At 71.4% G+C, this 16,926-nt stretch carries 14 protein-coding genes; 8 read left to right on the top strand and 6 right to left on the bottom strand.

What is annotated here, in order from left to right:
* Positions 1 to 12 precede the first annotated feature (12 nt).
* Positions 13 to 1,443, bottom strand: a complete 1,431-nt coding sequence (locus tag KOI35_RS14205) for a gamma-aminobutyraldehyde dehydrogenase (protein ID WP_215787446.1) — start codon at positions 1,441 to 1,443, stop codon at positions 13 to 15.
* Between the two features lie 127 nt (positions 1,444 to 1,570).
* Here KOI35_RS14205 and KOI35_RS14200 point away from each other — a divergent pair, with 127 nt between their 5' ends.
* Genes KOI35_RS14200 through KOI35_RS14190 form a run of 3 tightly spaced genes read left to right on the top strand, consistent with a single transcriptional unit; the run spans position 1,571 to position 6,860 of the window.
* Positions 1,571 to 4,012, top strand: coding sequence for a PAS domain-containing sensor histidine kinase (locus tag KOI35_RS14200; RefSeq protein WP_215787444.1), 2,442 nt, complete (start codon positions 1,571 to 1,573; stop codon positions 4,010 to 4,012).
* 39 nt (positions 4,013 to 4,051) lie between these two features.
* Entirely contained in the window at positions 4,052 to 6,262 is a 2,211-nt protein-coding gene (locus KOI35_RS14195) for a putative bifunctional diguanylate cyclase/phosphodiesterase (RefSeq protein ID WP_215787442.1), read from the top strand.
* A 34-nt stretch (positions 6,263 to 6,296) separates the two neighbouring features.
* Entirely contained in the window at positions 6,297 to 6,860 is a 564-nt protein-coding gene (locus KOI35_RS14190) for a hypothetical protein (RefSeq protein WP_215787441.1), read from the top strand.
* On the opposite strand, the gene KOI35_RS14185 is transcribed toward KOI35_RS14190, so the two are convergent.
* On the bottom strand, positions 6,847 to 7,437 hold the full coding sequence (locus KOI35_RS14185) for a pentapeptide repeat-containing protein (protein WP_308120965.1): 591 nt from the start codon (positions 7,435 to 7,437) through the stop codon (positions 6,847 to 6,849). The genes KOI35_RS14190 and KOI35_RS14185 overlap by 14 nt on opposite strands.
* A 186-nt stretch (positions 7,438 to 7,623) precedes the next feature.
* Positions 7,624 to 7,824, bottom strand: a complete 201-nt coding sequence (locus KOI35_RS14180) for a hypothetical protein (RefSeq protein ID WP_215787437.1) — start codon at positions 7,822 to 7,824, stop codon at positions 7,624 to 7,626.
* 52 nt (positions 7,825 to 7,876) lie between these two features.
* Here KOI35_RS14180 and pdxY point away from each other — a divergent pair, with 52 nt between their 5' ends.
* The 4 genes from pdxY to KOI35_RS14160 all read left to right on the top strand — a co-directional run bounded on the left by pdxY (position 7,877) and on the right by KOI35_RS14160 (position 12,631).
* Positions 7,877 to 8,728 carry a pyridoxal kinase PdxY gene (gene pdxY / locus KOI35_RS14175; RefSeq protein WP_215787436.1) on the top strand — a complete coding sequence of 284 codons (852 nt, stop codon included), beginning with the start codon at positions 7,877 to 7,879 and terminating at the stop codon, positions 8,726 to 8,728.
* A 62-nt stretch (positions 8,729 to 8,790) separates the two neighbouring features.
* Complete coding sequence (locus tag KOI35_RS14170; protein WP_215787434.1) at positions 8,791 to 10,482, top strand: putative Ig domain-containing protein; 1,692 nt, start codon at positions 8,791 to 8,793, stop codon at positions 10,480 to 10,482.
* Positions 10,479 to 11,126 carry a PulJ/GspJ family protein gene (locus KOI35_RS14165; protein ID WP_215787432.1) on the top strand — a complete coding sequence of 216 codons (648 nt, stop codon included), beginning with the start codon at positions 10,479 to 10,481 and terminating at the stop codon, positions 11,124 to 11,126. The genes KOI35_RS14170 and KOI35_RS14165 overlap by 4 nt, the downstream gene beginning before the upstream one ends.
* Positions 11,123 to 12,631 carry a ricin-type beta-trefoil lectin domain protein gene (locus tag KOI35_RS14160; RefSeq protein WP_215787430.1) on the top strand — a complete coding sequence of 503 codons (1,509 nt, stop codon included), beginning with the start codon at positions 11,123 to 11,125 and terminating at the stop codon, positions 12,629 to 12,631. The genes KOI35_RS14165 and KOI35_RS14160 overlap by 4 nt, the downstream gene beginning before the upstream one ends.
* On the opposite strand, the gene KOI35_RS14155 is transcribed toward KOI35_RS14160, so the two are convergent.
* A complete protein-coding gene (locus KOI35_RS14155; RefSeq protein WP_308120964.1) occupies positions 12,618 to 13,232 on the bottom strand; it encodes a class I SAM-dependent methyltransferase in 615 nt (204 codons plus the stop codon). The genes KOI35_RS14160 and KOI35_RS14155 overlap by 14 nt on opposite strands.
* A gap of 73 nt (positions 13,233 to 13,305) precedes the next feature.
* Between KOI35_RS14155 and KOI35_RS14150 the strand changes: the two genes are divergently transcribed.
* On the top strand, positions 13,306 to 15,342 hold the full coding sequence (locus tag KOI35_RS14150) for a serine/threonine protein kinase (RefSeq protein WP_215787429.1): 2,037 nt from the start codon (positions 13,306 to 13,308) through the stop codon (positions 15,340 to 15,342).
* A gap of 1 nt (position 15,343) precedes the next feature.
* On the opposite strand, the gene KOI35_RS14145 is transcribed toward KOI35_RS14150, so the two are convergent.
* Together KOI35_RS14145 and KOI35_RS14140 are read right to left on the bottom strand one after the other, a co-directional pair.
* Entirely contained in the window at positions 15,344 to 16,120 is a 777-nt protein-coding gene (locus tag KOI35_RS14145; RefSeq protein WP_215787427.1) for an SDR family NAD(P)-dependent oxidoreductase, read from the bottom strand.
* Positions 16,120 to 16,911 (bottom strand): alpha/beta hydrolase, encoded by a 792-nt coding sequence (locus KOI35_RS14140; protein WP_215787425.1) that lies wholly within the window; start codon positions 16,909 to 16,911, stop codon positions 16,120 to 16,122. Before KOI35_RS14140 ends, KOI35_RS14145 begins: the two co-directional genes overlap by 1 nt.
* Positions 16,912 to 16,926: the final 15 nt, after the last annotated feature.

Genomic DNA, 16,926 nt, shown 5'->3' with positions numbered 1-16,926 from the left:
GGAGCGACGCCATTAAACAGCGTGCATCACGTGCTTGATGCGGGTGTAGTCCTCCAGGCCGTACACGGAAAGGTCTTTGCCGTGGCCGGAGTGCTTGAACCCGCCGTGCGGCATCTCGGCGACCAGCGGGATGTGGCAGTTGACCCACACGCAGCCGAAGTCGAGGCGCTGCGTCATCCGCATCGCGCGGCCGTGGTCCTTGGTCCAGACCGACGACGCCAGGCCGTATTCGACGCCGTTGGCCCAGGCGACCGCCTCGTCCTCGTCGGTGAACTGCTGGACGGTGATGACCGGGCCGAAGATCTCGTCCTGGATCACCTCGTCGGTCTGCTTCAGACCCGAGACGACCGTCGGTGAGTAGAAGAAGCCGCGGTCGCCGACGCGCGCGCCACCTGCGTTGAGTACGGCGTGGTCGGGCAGGCGGTCGACGAAGCCGGCCACCCGCTCGTACTGGCGGGCGTTGTTGAGCGGGCCGTAGAGCACGTCCTCGTCGTCGGCGGCGCCCGTCTTCGTGCCCTTGGCCTGTTCGGACAGCGCGGCCACGAAGTCGGAGTAGGCGCCGGGCGACACCAGCACGCGGGTGGCGGCGGTGCAGTCCTGGCCGGCGTTGAAGTAGCCGCCCACGGCGATGGCCTCGGCCGCGGCCGCGATGTCGGCGTCGTCGAACACCACGACCGGGGCCTTGCCGCCCAGCTCGAGGTGGGTGCGCTTGAGGTCGGCGGAGGCGGCCGAGGCGACCTCCATGCCGGCCCGGACCGAGCCGGTGATCGACACCATCTGCGGCGTCCGGTGGGTGACCAGCTCACGGCCGGTGTCGCGGTCGCCGACCACCACGTTGAGCACGCCCGCGGGCAGGAACTCGGCGGCGATCTCGGCCAGCATCACCGTGGTGACCGGGGTGGTGTCCGACGGCTTGAGCACGACCGTGTTGCCCGCCGCGAGCGCCGGGGCCAGCTTCCAGACGGCCATCATCAGCGGGTAGTTCCACGGCGTGACCTGCGCGCACACACCGATCGGCTCGCGCCGCACGTAACTCTCGAAGCCCGCCATGTACTGCCCGGCGGAGCGGCCCTCGAGCACCCGGGCCGCGCCCGCGAAGAAGCGGATCTGGTCGATCGCCGGGGGCAGTTCCTCGCTGGCGGTCAGGCCGAGCGGCTTGCCGGTGTTCTGCGACTCCGCCTTGACCAGCTCGCCGGCCTTGGCCTCGACGGCGTCGGCGAACTTGAGCAGGGCCTGCTGGCGCTCGCTGGGGGTGGTGTTGCGCCACGACTCGAACGCGGTCGAGGCGGCCTTCATCGCGCGGTCGACGTCGGGCCGGCCGGACACCGGGGCCGAGGCGAACACCTCGCCGGTGGCCGGGTCGATCAGGTCTTCGTAACGTCCCTCGGCGGGCGCGGCCGACTCGCCGCCGATGAAGTTGTGCAGCACGGTCTTCGCGGTCACGCGGTCTCCAGACGGAGGATCGGAGTGTTTGGGAGCCATCCTGCCACTGATTCCGCAGCAGACAAGAGTTCGGCCTCAGCTCCCGGCCCGCGCGGCCGAACCGCATGACGTGGGGGCGGACGGCCGGTTGACCGACGCGGCCCGGTTGCTGCGGCTGCGCGGCACCGGGATGCTCGGCGGTCCCGCGTACCCGTCGCTCGACCGCCTGGCCCGGGCCGCGGCCCACCAGCTGCGCGCGTCGCAGGCACTGGTGTCGCTGGTCGGAGCCGACCGGCGCTACGTGGCCGGGCACTACGGCACCGCGCCCGACCGCACGTTCTGCCTGATCGTGGTGGACACCGACGCGCCCCTGATGATCAGCGACGCTCGCGCCGACGACCGGGTCGCGGGGCATCCGGCGATCGGGGACGGTGTGGTCGCGTACGCGGGCTTCCCGATCCGCAGCCCCGACGGCTATCCGCTGGGTGCGTTCGGGGTGCTCGACGACCGGGCCCGCGACTGGGAACCCCGCGAACTGCTGCTGGTCGAGGACCTGGCCGCCGCGGCCGAGACCGAGATCGCGCTGCGATCGGCCGAGCGCGAGGAGGCCCTGGCCGCCCAGCGCCTGCGCGGCATGCTCGACACCGCGCCCGACGCGCACGTGTCGATCGACGCGTGGGGCATCGTGATCGGCTGGAACGCGGCCGCCGAGCGCATCTTCGGCTACCGCGCGGCCGAGACCCTGGGCCGGCCGGTGTCCGATCTGATCATCCCGGACCGGTACATCGCGGCCCACTCGGCCGGGCTGGCCCGGCTGCACAGCGGCGGACCGTCGACGCTGGTCGGGCGGCGCGTCGAGCTGACCGCCCGGCGGCGCGACGGCAGCGAGTTCCCGGTCGAGATGAGCCTGCTGCAGGCCGAGAGCGGGTTCCACGCTTTCCTGCACGACATCACCGACCGGCAGGCCGAGCGGAGCCAGCTCGAGCACGAGCGGGCGTTCCTGCAGGCGCTGCTGGACAGCCTGGACACCGGGGTCGGGGCCTGCGACGAGGACGGCCGGCTCACCCTGTTCAACCAGGCGCTGCGCGACATCCACGGGCGCGGGGTGAGCGGGGACCTGCCGGCCGGGGACTGGTCCCGCGCGTACGACATGTTCGGCCCCGACGGTCACACCCCGCTCGCCGTCGACGAGATCCCGCTCGTGCAGGCGTACGGGGGAAAGCGGGTTGACCGCGCGGAAATGGTGATCGCCCGCGACGGCGAGGGCCCGCGCCGCTTCCACGTGAACGCGCGCCCGCTCGAGACACCGGACGGTCGCCGGCTCGGTGCGGTGGTGGCGATGCACGACATCACCGAGCAGCGGCGCGCCGAGACGTTCCGGGAGTTGCGGCTCGACGTCGCCCGCGGGCTGGCCGACGCGCACAGTGCCGGGGAGGCGGCGGATCGTACGGTGGCCGCCGTGGGCGCCGGTCTGGGCTGGGCGCTCGGCGAGTTCTGGCAGGTGGACGACCTGTCCGGAACGATCATCCGGGTCGGCAGCTGGGCCGCGCCGGGCCACGGCATCCCCGACCGGCCCCCGCTCGTGCGCAAGGGCGTGGGGATCGCCGGGAACGCCTGGGCCAACGACACCGAGGTCTGGATCACCGAGGTGCTGGACGATCCCCGGACCGTCCTCAAGGCGGAGCAGGTACGCGCGGCCGGGCTGCACAGCGCGATCGGGGTGCCGGTGCGCTCGGACGAGAAGGTGCTCGGGGTGCTGCTGTTCTTCACCGCCGTCCCGATCGAGCCCGACCCCGAGGTGCTCGACCTGCTCGACGGCGTGTGCGCCCACCTCGGCCGGCACATGGAACGCCGCCGGGCCGAGGAACTGGCCCTCTCGCTGGCCGCGACCCAGGCCCGGCTGGCGGCGGCCCAGGAGGAGATGGTCGGCATGGTCAGCCACGAGCTGCGCAACCCGCTCGGGGCGATCCGCAGCTACAGCGAGACCCTGCTCGACGACCCCGGCCTGACCGACGAGCAGCGCCACCTGGCCGAGGTGATCGACCGGCGCTCCGGCCACATGCAGCACCTGGTCGACGACCTGCTCGACCTGGCCCGGCTCGAGGCCGGCCAGATGCACATCGACCCGCAACCGATCTCGGCCGCCCGCCTGGTCCGTGAGGCGGTGCAGGCCCAGCAGCCGGCCGCGGACGCCAAGGGCCTGACGGTCACCCTGGACGTGCCGCGCCACCTGCCGGTGCACGCCGATCCCGTACGCCTGCGTCAGGTCCTCGACAATCTGGTGAGCAACGCGGTGAAGTACACCCCGTCGGGCGGCACGGTGACCGTCACCGCCTCCCTGGACGTCTCCTCCACCGGCGAGGCGATGATCTCGGTGGCCGACACCGGCATCGGGGTGCCCGAGGACGAGTACGAGCGCCTGTTCGACCGCTTCTTCCGGGCCAGCAACGCCGTCCGCAACGGCACCAAGGGCACCGGTCTGGGCCTGGCCATCACCAAGGCGATCGTCGACGCCCACGGGGGCGCGGTCACCGCCACACCCGCCCCCAGCGGCGGCAGCCTGTTCACGGTGACGCTGCCGACCGCGTGATCGCTCAGGTCGGGGCCGGGCCCGCCGATGCGTCAGGGCATGCGTACCGCCCTGCTCTGGCGCTGGTGGCTGGCGATCGGCCTGATCGCCGCGGCCGCCTACGCCGTCGTCCCCGCCGGGAGCGCCGTCGCCAAGGTGATCTACTACGCGGTGGCGCTGGGCGGTCTGGGCGGCATCGTCCTCGGCATCCGGATCCACCGGCCCGCGCGGCCGGCCATGTGGTATCTGCTCGCGGCCGGACGGGCCGTCTGGCTGCTCGGAGATCTGGCCCTCGACACCGGCCGGCCCTTCGCCGACGCGCTGTTCCTGGGCTCGTACGTGTTCAGCGGCCTCGGCCTGCTTCTGCTGGTGCGCCTGCGCCGCGGCTCGCTCGGGGAGGCGGCCGACGCGTCGGCCGTGGCCACCGCGCTCACCATCGTCACCTGGGTCTTCCTGCTGCACCCGAACCCCAGCGGCACCGGCCAGTTCATCGACTCGATGTTCGCGGCGACCTACATCGGGTGTGATCTGACCTTCCTGGCCATCCTCATCCGGGTGCTCGCCGACTCGTCGAGCCGCACCACCAGCCTCCGGATCCTCGCGTCGCTGACCGGCTTCACCTTCCTCGCCGACGCCGGCTACGCGCTGGCCAACCGCTTCGGCACGGGCACACACGGCCTCGACGCGATCTTCCTGCTCGCCTACGCCGCCTGGGCGGCCGGCGCCCTGCATCCCTCGATGGCCGGCCTGACCCGGGTCGACGGCCCGGTCGAGGGCACCGCCGTGGGCCGCCGCCGGGTGGCGTTGTTCGCCGCGTGCGCGCTGATTCCGCCCGCCCTCCTGTTCTTTCCCGAGGTCGTGGTCGGCCTGACCGACCGCAAGGCCGTCCTGGCCGGCAGCATCGTGCTGACCCTCCTGGTGATCGTCCGCATGGCCGGGATCGCCGGGCGGTTCCAGCGGCAGGCCACCGAACTGCGCGGCGTCACGCTGCGGGACGAGCTGACCGGACTGGCCAACCGCCGCCGGTTCTCCAGCGAGCTGGCCGTCGCCGGCGCCGACCGGCAGGTCGTCTATCTAGGCCTCAACGGCTTCAAGAACGTGAACGACGAGCTCGGCCGCCCGGTCGGCGACCGCGTGCTCGACATCCTGGCCCGGCGGCTCGAGCAGGCCACGCCGGCCGGCTCGCTGGTGGCCCGGATGGGCGGCGACGAGTTCTCGGTGCTGGTCGCCGGGCCGGCCGAGGAGGTCGCGGCCGGCCTGGTCGGGGCTCTGCGCGAGCCGGTCGAGGCCGGTGGGCACCAGATGCTGGTGGGCGTCGCGATCGGCATCAGCGCGACGGGCGGGTGCGAGCCGGTCGAGGTGCTGCGCCGGGCCGAGGCGGCCATGTACGCGGCCAAACAGACCGGTGAGCCCGTACGGGTGTGGAGCCCCGAACTCGACGAGCACGCCAGCTCCCACGCCCAGCTCGGCGCCGAGATGCGGACCGCGCTCGACACCGGCCAGTTCCGTGTCGTCTACCAGCCGATCGTCGACCTCGAGACCGGCTCGGTGGCCGCGGTCGAGGCCCTGGTGCGCTGGGAGCACCCGGAACGCGGCCTGGTCAGCCCGGTCCAGTTCGTGCCCGCGGCCGAGCAGAACGGCCTGATCGTCGAGCTCGGCGAGTGGATCCTGCGGACGTCGGTCGAGCAGATGGCCCGCTGGCGCGCCGAACTGGGCGACGCCGGTCCGGGCCGGGTCAGCGTCAACGTGTCGGCCCGCCAGCTCAACCGGCCCGGCTTCGCGGCCACCGTCGCCGCCGCACTGGCCGATTCCGGGCTGCCTGCACGTCACCTGACCGCCGAGGTCACCGAGACCGCCGTATTCGAAGGCGGGCAGGCCGTGATCGCCCTGCACGAGCTGCGCGCGCTCGGCGTCGGGATCGCCCTGGACGACTTCGGAACCGGTCACTCGTCGCTGGGCCTGCTCCAGACCGTCCCGGTCGACACCCTCAAGGTCGACAAGTCGTTCGTCGACGGCATCACCGAGGCGGGCCGGCAGGCGGTCATCGCCGAATCGCTGATGCACGTGAGCACCGGGCTGGGCCTGAGCGCGGTCGCCGAGGGCGTCGAGACGGCCGAGCAGGCGGCGGCGCTGCGGGCCCGGGGCTACCGGCTGCTGCAGGGCTACCACTTCGGGCGCCCGGTCGCCGACCCCGACTTCGACCTGGTCCGCACGACCGTCGACCTGCTTGTTTCGCAACGAACAGGGTCGTCCTCCGGGAATGATCGTTAGGAGTCCTGAACAGGTCAACGAGGGGGTCGGAAACATGCGCGCGCTGGTGCGGGTCGTTGTCGTCGGAGCGGTTTGCGCCGCCGGGTTCGTGGTGGGCGGACCGGCGCAGGCGGCGGTGACCTACGATCCTGAGACCAAGAAGGGCTATGTCAGCCGCGCCGATCTGCTCAAGGCGTTCGGGTGGAACGACGCGACGCTCGCGGCCAAGGCGTCCGGGCTGGTCTTCAACCACGACTTCTGGACGAACGACAACTACACGGTCAGCTGCGGCAAGCGCACGTTCCCGATCGTGCATCCGCTCGAGTTCGGCCGCTACGAGCTGTTCGACGTCACCGTGACCGAGAAGGGCCGCGGCGCCGCGGGTTACGGCGGCAAGACGGTCCTCGGCTTCTGGCTGACCGGGCCGCGCTTCGGCATCTCCGGCACGTCGGTCGGCCCGATGGTCGGTCAGCCGTGCCCGCAGGACGCCAAGGCGAAGATCACCAGCGTCAAGCTGGTCTCGACCACCACCGGCTGGGGCCTGGATGCCGCGTCGGGCGAGGTGAGCAAGGCGCTGGCCACCAAGGCGGAGACCAAGCCCGCGGTCAAGACCCCATAGCGGCGAGCACAGCGCCACCGTCGCGCCGGATGCGGTAGTGCCCGGCCCCGATCTGTTCCGAGCGCTGCGCGATCCACCCGGCGTCGGCTTCGGGCCACGTCGTCGCCTTGTTCCAGCTCGCCTCGGCCAGGTTGGCCTTGGTCAGGTCGGCGCGGGTCAGGTCGGCGTCGGCCAGGTCGGCCTGGGCCAGGTTGGCCCCGGCGAGCTGGGCGTTGGTCAGGCGAGCGCCGACCAGCCGGGCCCCGAACAGCACTGTCCGCTTGGTCATGACCGCGCCGGTCAGGTCGGCTCCGGTGAGGTTGGCCTTGATGAGGAAGGCCTGCGAGAGGTTCGCCCCGGCCAGGTTGGCGCCGGTGAAGTCGGCCTCCGACAGGTCCGCGCGCAGCAGGACCGCCGCAGCGAGATTGGACCCGGAGAGGTCCAAATAGCTCAGGTCGGCCTCGGACAGGTCGGCTCGGCTGAGCGTTGCCCCGGACAGATGCGCGTGGCAGAGGTCCACCCCGTACAGGTCCACTCCGGTGAGGTCGGCGCCGGTCAAGTCGGCCGACTCCAGTGTTCCGCGGCTACCGACGCTCACCCCGGGCGGCGCCGGTCCTGTGCCCGCGGTGCGGCCGACGCGGGTCAGGGCACGCTCGACGTAGCGTCGCGCCTCGGTGCCGCTCCAGCTGGGAAAGGCGGTATGGAGGAGCTCCTGCGCAAGTGCGGAGAAGCTTCCAGGCGCAGGTCGCTGAGCAGCGGAATGATCGGGCGGGAGGTCTGCCGCTCAGCCACGCGGGCCGCCGTCCCGGCTCAGTGCTTCCGCGATCGGGCGCTGCCGCCGCCCGCCGATCGACACGCTGACGACCGCCCCCGCGACGGCGCCGAAGACGGCCGGTGCGGCGAGCCACCCGGCCGCCGAGAGCGGCCATGCCAGCACCGGCACGGCGATCGCCGGCGAGCCGGGCGAGGTGATGCCGATGGCCACGTCGTAGGCGGCAGCGTCGGACCGGCAGTGCGGTGGGCGGCATGATGAGCGGGTGAAGATCCTCTCCGTTCAGTCGTCGGTCGCGTACGGGTATGTCGGCAACTCGGCCGCGGCGTTCACCCTGCAGCGCCTCGGCCACGAGGTGTGGCCGGTGTTCACCGTGCACTTCTCCAACCACACCGGCTACGGCGCCTGGCGCGGTCCGCTGCTCGACCCGGCCGACGTGGCCGAGGTGATCGCCGGCATCGCCGACCGGGGTGTGCTCGGGCAGGCCGACGCCGTGCTGTCCGGCTATCAGGGTGACCCGGCCGTCGGCGCGGTCATTCTCGACGCCGTGGCTCAGGTCAAGGCGGCCAACCCGGACGCGCTGTACTGCTGCGACCCGGTGATGGGCGATGTCGGCCGGGGGCTCTTCGTGCGCGCGGGCATCCCGGAGTACATGCGGGACGTCGTCGTTCCGCGGGCCGACATCATCACGCCGAACCACTTCGAGCTGGACTTCCTGGCCGGCCGGGCGACCACCACGCTGGACGAGGTGCTGGCCGCGGTCGACGTGGTCCGCGCGACCGGGCCGCGGCACGTGCTGGTGACCAGCGTCGTGCACGGCGAGGCGGAGGCCGGGACGGTGGATGTCGTGGCCGTCTCCGACGAGGGTGCCTGGGCGGTGACCACGCCGCTGCTGCCGATCAACCCGAACGGCGGCGGCGACATGACCGCGGCGCTCTATCTGGCCCATCTGTGGACGACCCGCGAGCCCGCGACGGCCCTCGAGCGCACGATCGCGTCCGTCTTCGGCGTCCTGGAGGCCACCCTGGCGTCCGGATCGCGCGAACTGGAGCTGATCACGGCCCAGGAGCTGATCGCGAACCCGCCCGCCGGACTGGCGAGCCGAAGGCTGCGCTGAATGTCCGGATTAAGCTAAGTGCCGCCCTCCTGCGGTCGAACATCCCTCTGAGGAGGGACGACATGCGGGACGGTGCCGGGGACGAGGGGTTCACCCTCGTCGAAATCCTCGTCGCCCTGGCCATCCTGAGCATCGTGCTGCTCTCCAGCACCCCGCTCTTCGTCGGCAGCCTGCAGAGCGTGACCAAGCAACGGACCAAGCAGGCCGCCATCCAGCTCGCCGACACCGCGATGGAACAGGTGCGCGGGGTCAAGGGCAGCTCGCTGGTGAGCGGGCACGGGCTGCAGGCCGGGCAGAACCAGTTCAACGCCGCCCCGGGCATCGTCAAGCCGTACCTGCAGACGATGCAGGTGATGGCCGACTCGGACAGCGCGGTGGCCGCCACCGACGGCGCCGACGCCCCGATCTCGACCGCGGCCCAGGTGACGACGGTGGAGAACACCCCGTACACCCGGATGATCTATGTCGGGGCGTGCGAGGTCTATCTGACCAACTCCAGCGGTGCGTGCGTCTATCCGCTGGGCACCTCGGAGCCGGCCGACAAGACCAAGATCCTGAAGTTCTTCCGGGCCGTCGTGCTGATCACCTGGCCGGACAACTCGTGCTCGAACACCACCGGGATCCCGGCCAACACGTGCGCCTACCTGACCTCGACGCTGGTGTCGCGGGCCCCGGAGCCGCAGTTCGACCTCAAGCGGCCGTCCCCGACCGTGCTGACCACGGCGGTCACCTTCTATCGCGGGGTCGCGACGGCCACCCAGCTCGAGGCGCGCGGCGGGCAGCTGCCCAACACGTGGACCGTCAGCAAGCTGCCGGCCGGGCTGACCATGACCACGGGCGGGCTGATCACCGGCACGCCGACCACGGCCGGGATCACCCCGGCCACGGCGACCGTCACCGACAAGCTGAACCGCAGCGACACCCAGGCGATCACGTTCACGGTCGTGCTGCCGCCCACCGTGACGATGCCGGCCAACAGCGCCAACCACATCGGCGAGGCGGTCAGCCTGCAGGCCACGGCCGCGAACGGGGTCAGCCCGTACGTCTACAGCGACGCCACCGTCCCCACCCTGGCCCCCGGGCTGACCGTCGATCCCGCGTCCGGAGCGATCACCGGCACCGTGACCACGGCCGGCACCTACGCCTCGACGATCACCGCCACCGACCAGAACGGCGTCGCGGGCTCGGGCACCTACACCCACACGGTCTACCCGGCCGTCACCCTCGGCACGCTGGCCGACCAGTCGATCGCCCTGAACTCCAACCTCACGCTGACCGCGGCCGGGGCGGGCGGCGACGGCAACTACACCTATTCGGCCACCGGACTGCCGACCGGCGTGACGATCAACAGCAACAACGGAAAGATCAACTCCAAGGTCTCGATCTCCGGCCGGTTCCTGCCCACGATCACCGTGACCGACGGCATCGGCGGCAGCGCCGGGACGGCCAGTCAGCGCTTCGTCCTGCTGGTCACCACCAGCAGTTCGCTGATCTTCACCGCTCCGCCGCTGACCGCGGCCGACCGGACGACCGCCCGGGGCACGGCGGCGACGATGACGCTGGCCACCACCGGGGCCGCCCTGGGCCTGACGCCGGTCATCACGGTCACCGGCCTCCCGCCGGGACTGACGTTCAACGCCCTGAGCAGCACCATTTCCGGTACGCCGACAACCGCGGGCGCCTACACGGTGACGGCGACGGCCACCACGGTGTCCGCGACCAGCGTGCTGACTCTGATCTGGACCGTCACATGATCGAGGAGAAGCAGGAGGAGGAGCGCGGCGACAGCGGCATGACCCTGATCGAGCTGCTGGTCGGCATGGGACTGATGTCGGTCATCCTGGTCATCGTCATGGGCGGGCTGCTCGAGGTCTACTCGAGCACGAACCGGGTCGACTCGGTCACCGTCGCCCGCGACCAGCTCACCACCAGCTTCCGCCGGCTCGACAAGGAGATCCGCTACGCCAACTGGGTCGCCACCCCCGGAGCGGTGAACGGCAACTGGTACCTCGAGTACGCCACGTCGGCCGGCTGCCGGCAGCTCGCGCTGAAGAACGGCGTTCTCACCACGGCGAGCTGGACCCTGCCCAGCACCACGCCGGGAACGCCGACGACGATCGGCACCAACCTGGCCCTGACCGGCACCACGGCGCCGTTCACGGTCTATCTGCCCAACTCCCAGCCCTACCTGTCGGCCAGCCCCGGCGTCTCCGGTGTGGGCCGCAACTACCGGCTCGACCACAGCCAGGTCCGGCTCCGGCTCACCGGCAAGGTGGGTGTCACCGCCCTGCCCCTGGACGTGCTCTTCACGGCCCAGAACACCAATGGCACCAACGTCTTCACCGACAACGGCAAGCTGGCCGACAACGACTGCAGCAAGGGGAGGCCGACCTCATGATGCGCGTACGGGCACCCCGCCGCGACGACGCCGGCTCGATCCTGATGGCGCTGCTCGTCGTGACGGTCGTGATGTCGCTGTCGGCGCTGCTCGTCCCGCTGGTCATCCGCCAGATCCGGACCACGCAGGGACTGACCGAGCGCAACACCGCCCTGAACGCCTCGATGGCCGGCATGGACGTGATGATGGCCCGCGTGCGCGCCGCGGCCGACCAGGACAACCAGACCGGTTTCCTGGAGAACCTGCCGGCCTGCACGCTCACCGGGGACGCGGGCGTGAGCTCGACCGGGGACAAGCTGGCGTACTCGGTCACCCTGACCTACAAGGACCAGGACGGCGTGACCATGGCCTGCCCGGTCACCGACGTGCCCACCACCGCGATCGTCAGCTCGACCGGCGCCCAGGGCCCGGTCCGGCGGACCCTGACCGCGACCTACGTCTTCTCCACCAGCAACACGAACATCCCGGGCGGCCAGATCCGGATCTCCAGCTCCACCCTGGGCAACCAGTGCTTCGACTCCGGGACGGCCAGCGCCCCGGCCTCGGACGCCCCGGTGCTGATGGCGCCGTGCGACGGCAGCAGCCGCCAGCAGTTCGGCTACACCGCCGACCTCTACCTCAAGCGGATCAACTCGGAGTCGTCCGCCGCGTCGTCCGGCATGTGCCTGTGGTCCGGTGCCCGCACCTCGGGCACGGCCCTGGTCTTCCGGCCCTGCCCGGCCGTGCGCACCACGGGTTTCCAGTGGGCGCTCGACGGCGCCTCCCAGTACCACTCGACGACGACGGCCAGCAAGTCCGACAGCGCGTCCTGCGTCAATGTGGCGTCGCCGGGCTCGACGACGAACCGGGCGGTCACGCTCGGCAGCTGCCCTCAGGGCGCGACCACCACGATCTGGCGCTCGGCGACCGGTGTCGGCGCGGGCATGGCCGGCGACAGCACCAACCAGCTCGTCAACTACGCCCAGTTCAGCCGCTGCCTCGACGTCACCAGCCGGAACATGGGCGCGTCGTACATGATCGCGTGGTTCTGCAAGCAGGACCCGGGCGCCCTGGTCGACTTCAACCAGCAGTGGGTGCACCCGACGCCGGTCGTTCCGGCGGTCACCGCGACCGGGCCGATCATCGTCAACAACACGACCGCGAACAGCAACAGCAAGAACGGTCTGGCCACCAACAACTACTGCCTGAAGTCGCCCGGCGTGGTCAGCGCGACGTCATGGGTGACGGTCGTGTCGTGCCCCACCGCTACGGTGCAGGCCACGCAGAACCTGACGTGGACCGTCTATCACGACACCGGCGACTACGGCACCAGCTACCGGATCAAGGACTACATGGGCTACTGCCTGCAGCCGACCGATCAGAACAGCGGCGTCGCCAACGACTTCCACAGCGATGGCACCAGCAAGGTCAAGGTCTCCGTGTGCAACACGTCCGAGCTGCAGAAGTGGAACGCGCCGGCCAACATCAGCAATCCGACCCCGCTGGTCGACCTCATCGAGAAGTGACCTCGGCCGCGATGGCCGCGTACCTCCGGTCGGGCCGATCCGGGAACTGCTGCCGCTGACGCTGCACCTCGGTGAATCCGGACCGGGCCAGGCGGGCCGAGAACTCGTCGACCGGCCAGCGGTACGCCGTGATGACCTTGTGGTCGAACGGGGCCACCTCGTCGTCGCTGTCGAAGAAGCCGATCACCAGCTTGCCGCCCGGCACCAGCATGCGCCGGAACTCCCCCAGCACCCGGTCCAGCTCGGCCGGCGGCAGGTGGATCGTCGAGTACCAGGAGAGAATTCCCGCCACCGTACGGTCGTCGAGGCCGAGCCCGGTCATCGAGCCGAGCCGGAACCGCGCCTCCGGAAAGGTCGCCCGGGCGTGGGTGATGAACTCGGGCACCATGTCGACGCCGGTCACGTCGGCACCCTGCGCGTGCAGATCGGCGGTCCAGTAGCCCGGCCCGCACCCGAGATCGAGCACCGGACCGTCCAATCCGGCCAGATGACCGCGGATCAGGGCGGTGTCGTCGTCGAGAGCCTTCCAGTCGCCGCCGAACAGGCCGATGTACTGCTCGGACATGGTCGAATACGCGTCCCGCACCGGCTCCGAAGTCACCACGCCACTCTAGGCGTGCCCCGGCTGCGTATGGTGTCCCGGACAGGACGGCGTACTTCGATGGGTTGAGGCGATGAAGAGCCCGCTGCGCCCCGGCGACCCTCCGTCGCTGGGTGGCTACCGACTGCTGGCTCGCCTGGGCGAGGGCGGCATGGGCTCGGTGTTCCTGGCCCGGCGCGACGACGACGGCCCGCTCGTCGCCATCAAGATGATCAAGCCGGAGTACGCCTACGACGAGGAGTTCCGGGCCCGGTTCCGCAGCGAGGTCAAGCGCGCGTGGCAGGTGCCGCCGTTCTGCACCGCCGCGGTGCTCGACGCCGATCCCGAGCACCGGACGCCGTACCTGGTGGTCGAATACGTCGACGGCCCGAGCCTGGACGAGGTGGTCGCGCGCGAGGGCCCGCTGGCCGACAGCCGCCTGCACGGCGTGGCCGTCGGGGTGGCCACCGCGCTGACCGCGATCCACGGCGCCGGCGTCATCCACCGCGATCTCAAGCCCCAGAACGTGCTGTTCGCGCTGGGCACGCCCAAGGTCATCGACTTCGGGATCGCCCGGCCGCTCGAGGTGACCAGCCGGCACACGCGCCCCGATCAGATGGTCGGGACGGTGGCGTACATGGCGCCGGAACGGTTCGACGACGCGCACCGCGACATCACGCCGGCCGCCGACATCTTCGCGTGGGGTGCGGTCATCGCGTACGCGGGCACGGGCCGGACGCCGTTCCGGGCCGACTCGCCGGTGGCCACCGCGGCCCGCATCCTCACCCAGCCGCCCGACCTGACCGGTCTGCACGGGTCGCTGGCCGAGCTGGTGGCGCTGGCGCTCTCCAAGGAACCCGAGGACCGGCCCGCCGCCCACGAGCTGCTCCAGATGCTGCTGGCGCAGAACACCGGCGGCCAGTCGATCGGGCGGCCCCTGCGTGAGGCGGCCGAGGCGGCGCAGCTCTCCGGCCGGCACGTCTCGGGCGGTGGCGATCGTCCGGTGCCGCGGCCGAAGAAGAAGCGGCGCGGGAGACTGATCGCCGCCACCGCGGCGGCCACCGTGCTGCTGGCCGGGGCCGGGTTCTACGCCCGCTGGCCGGCCGAGGTCGACGTCAATGTGCAGGTCAAACGGTCGACGCCGCTGGCCGTGATGCCGGTGCCGGGCGCGGTGCGGGGGCCGTGGGTGGTCGACGCGCTCGACCGGCCGGGCCAGTGGAAGAGCACGACCGACGCGTACGGGGGAAAGTGCTCGTTCAAGAACGGCCTGGCCATGACGACGCCGAGCTTCGCGATGGTGTGCCCGGGCCCGGCTGCGTCGTTCGCCGGTGACCAGTCGATCTCGGCCGACATCACCGTCACCAACGAGCGGTCCTGTGCCGAGGTGCAGTTCCGGGCGGCGGCCGAGAGCTCGTACTGGCTCGACCTCTGCCCACGGATCGTCCGGATCCGGCACGAGGGCACCCTGCGCACCACCACGCTCGCCTCCGCGGACGACGCCGGGTTCACTCCCGGACAGCGGCACAAGGTCGTGCTGAACCTGCGGGACGAGGTGGCCTCGGTGTCCGTCGACGGGAACAGCGTCCTGGACGCGAAGCTGACCGACCCGTCCCTGCCCACCGGCAAGGTGGCCTTCGGGGTCGGGCCGGCCGGTGACGAGGAGGTCGTGGCGGGCGCGGTCGTCGCGCACGCCGAGATCCGCCCGACCGGGAACGGCACCGGGCCGGCCGGGCTCGCCTTCACCGACGTGCGGCGCGGCACGACCAAGTCGATCGTCGCCGTCCGCGGGTACTACCCGAAGTCGAGATCGGTCGTGGTGGAGCCGGTGCTGTTCATGACCGGCGACGAGTACTGCCGGACGTTCAAGCTGACGCCCTCGTCCAGCAACCCGTGCGAACAGGCGTGGCTGACCGAGGACAGCAAGATGGTGGTCACCCTGCCGACCTCGGCCACGCCGCGCCTGTTCAGCACCTTCGACGACCCGGGGCGCTGCGCCGGCGATCCGGTCACCGTCGGCACGTGCGCGATCAGGCCGGCCGAGCTGGCCGAGCGGCTCGGCACCAACGGCCTGGTCGAGCTGACCACCACCGACGGCGTCGTCACCGGCATGGCCGACGTCTACACGCCCTGAGTCACAGCGTCGTGATCAGGCCGCCGTCGATGGTGATGTCGGCGCCGGTGATGTTGGCGGCCCGGGCGCCGGCCAGGAACACGATGACGTCGGCGACCTCCTCGGGCCGGGTGAAGCGACCGGTGACCGACTGGCTCGCGGCTCCGGCCGCGATCGCCTTCGGGTCTCCGCCGGTGGCCGACGCGACCGTCGCGGCGACGCCGCCGTCGCCCAGCCACAGCGCGGTCTCGACCGGGCCCGGGCTGACCGTGTTGACCCGGATGCCGGCCGGCCCGAACTCCTTGGACAGCGACTTGCTCAGGTTGAGCAGCGCCGCCTTGGCCGCGCTGTAGTCGATGACCAGCGGATCGGGCAGGACGGCGTTGACCGAGCACACCGTCACGATGCTGCCCGACCCGCGCGCGACCATGCCGGGCAGGACGGCGCGGCTCATCCGGACGGCGGAGAGCAGGTTGATGGCCAGCATCGCTTCCCAGTCGGCGTCGGAGACCGAGAGGAATCCGCCCGTACGGGGGTGGGTCGCGCCGACGTTGTTGACGAGCACGTCGACCGGCCCGGTGCCGGCCACGATCGCGTCCGGCGCGTTCGGGTCGGTGAGGTCGGCCGCGACCGACGTCACCCGGCCGGTTTCCTCGAGCGCCTTGAGCTCGGCCGAGCCGCCCTTCGAGACCGCCGCCACCGACGCGCCCTCGCCGGCCAGCGCACTCGCGACGGCCAGGCCGATGCCGCGGCTCGCGCCGGTGACGATCACGTTCTTTCCGGTCAGCCCCGCGTCCATCAGAGGCCCTGCTTGCGCAGCCAGGCCAGCGCGGTGTCGGCGACCTCGCGCCAGCCGCTGTCGATGGTCAGCGAGTGGCCCTTGTCCGGGAACTCGGTGATGTCGGTGACGGCCTCGGAGTGCCGGTACTGCTTGAGCGTGGCCCGGGTGACCGCCTCGGGCACGGTGTGGTCCTTGCCGCCGGTCATCAGCAGCAGCGGGCCGCGGTTCTGGTTGTCCGTGTCGACCTTGGCCGGCGAGTGCGGGTCGAAGTTGGCCGCGGCCGCCTCGAACAGCGGCTTGCCCGGTGCGGGGATCGTCCACTTCTCGAAGAGGGCGTCCGACTCCTCCGCCGGGACCGCGTTGCCGAAGGCGAACCGGAACTGCTCGGCCGTCAGCGACACCGCGCGGTGCTTGTTGGCCGGGTTCTTGAAGACCGGCAGGGTGGCCCGCAGCGCGGACAGCGGCAGGGGCAGCACGCCCTTGATCTGGGCGGCGTCGATGGCCACGGCGGCGCGGGCCAGGTCCTGACCGAGCAGCTTCTGCGCGATCATGCCGCCGAACGAGTGGCCGATCAGGATCGGGGCCGCGTCGAGGGTGCGGATGATGCCGGCGAAGTGCTCGACCACGTCGTCGATGCCGTGGTCGGCGATGCTCTCGGGGGTCTCGCGGGCCTCGGCCACGGTGTCCGGGTCGCCGGGCCAGCCGGGGGCGACGGGCGCGTAGCCCTCGGCGCGGAACATGTCGATCCAGGGCTCCCACGAGGTCGCGTGCAGCCACAGGCCGTGGATGAAGATCACCGGTGTCGTCATGCTCGTCAGGACACC

This window comes from Paractinoplanes bogorensis, from assembly GCF_018829635.1.
GTDB classification, from domain to species: Bacteria; Actinomycetota; Actinomycetes; order Mycobacteriales; family Micromonosporaceae; genus Actinoplanes; species Actinoplanes bogorensis.
This window is presented reverse-complemented; position numbering and strand designations above follow the sequence as displayed.

Coding starts and splice junctions, on each gene's coding strand:
- KOI35_RS14170 (WP_215787434.1), top strand. CDS start 8,791: ATGCGGGACGGTGCCGGGGACGAGGGGTTCACCCTCGTCGAAATCCTC.
- KOI35_RS14160 (WP_215787430.1), top strand. CDS start 11,123: ATGATGCGCGTACGGGCACCCCGCCGCGACGACGCCGGCTCGATCCTG.
- KOI35_RS14150 (WP_215787429.1), top strand. CDS start 13,306: ATGAAGAGCCCGCTGCGCCCCGGCGACCCTCCGTCGCTGGGTGGCTAC.
- KOI35_RS14195 (WP_215787442.1), top strand. CDS start 4,052: ATGCGTACCGCCCTGCTCTGGCGCTGGTGGCTGGCGATCGGCCTGATC.
- KOI35_RS14140 (WP_215787425.1), bottom strand. CDS start 16,911: ATGACGACACCGGTGATCTTCATCCACGGCCTGTGGCTGCACGCGACC.
- KOI35_RS14190 (WP_215787441.1), top strand. CDS start 6,297: ATGCGCGCGCTGGTGCGGGTCGTTGTCGTCGGAGCGGTTTGCGCCGCC.
- KOI35_RS14165 (WP_215787432.1), top strand. CDS start 10,479: ATGATCGAGGAGAAGCAGGAGGAGGAGCGCGGCGACAGCGGCATGACC.
- KOI35_RS14145 (WP_215787427.1), bottom strand. CDS start 16,120: ATGGACGCGGGGCTGACCGGAAAGAACGTGATCGTCACCGGCGCGAGC.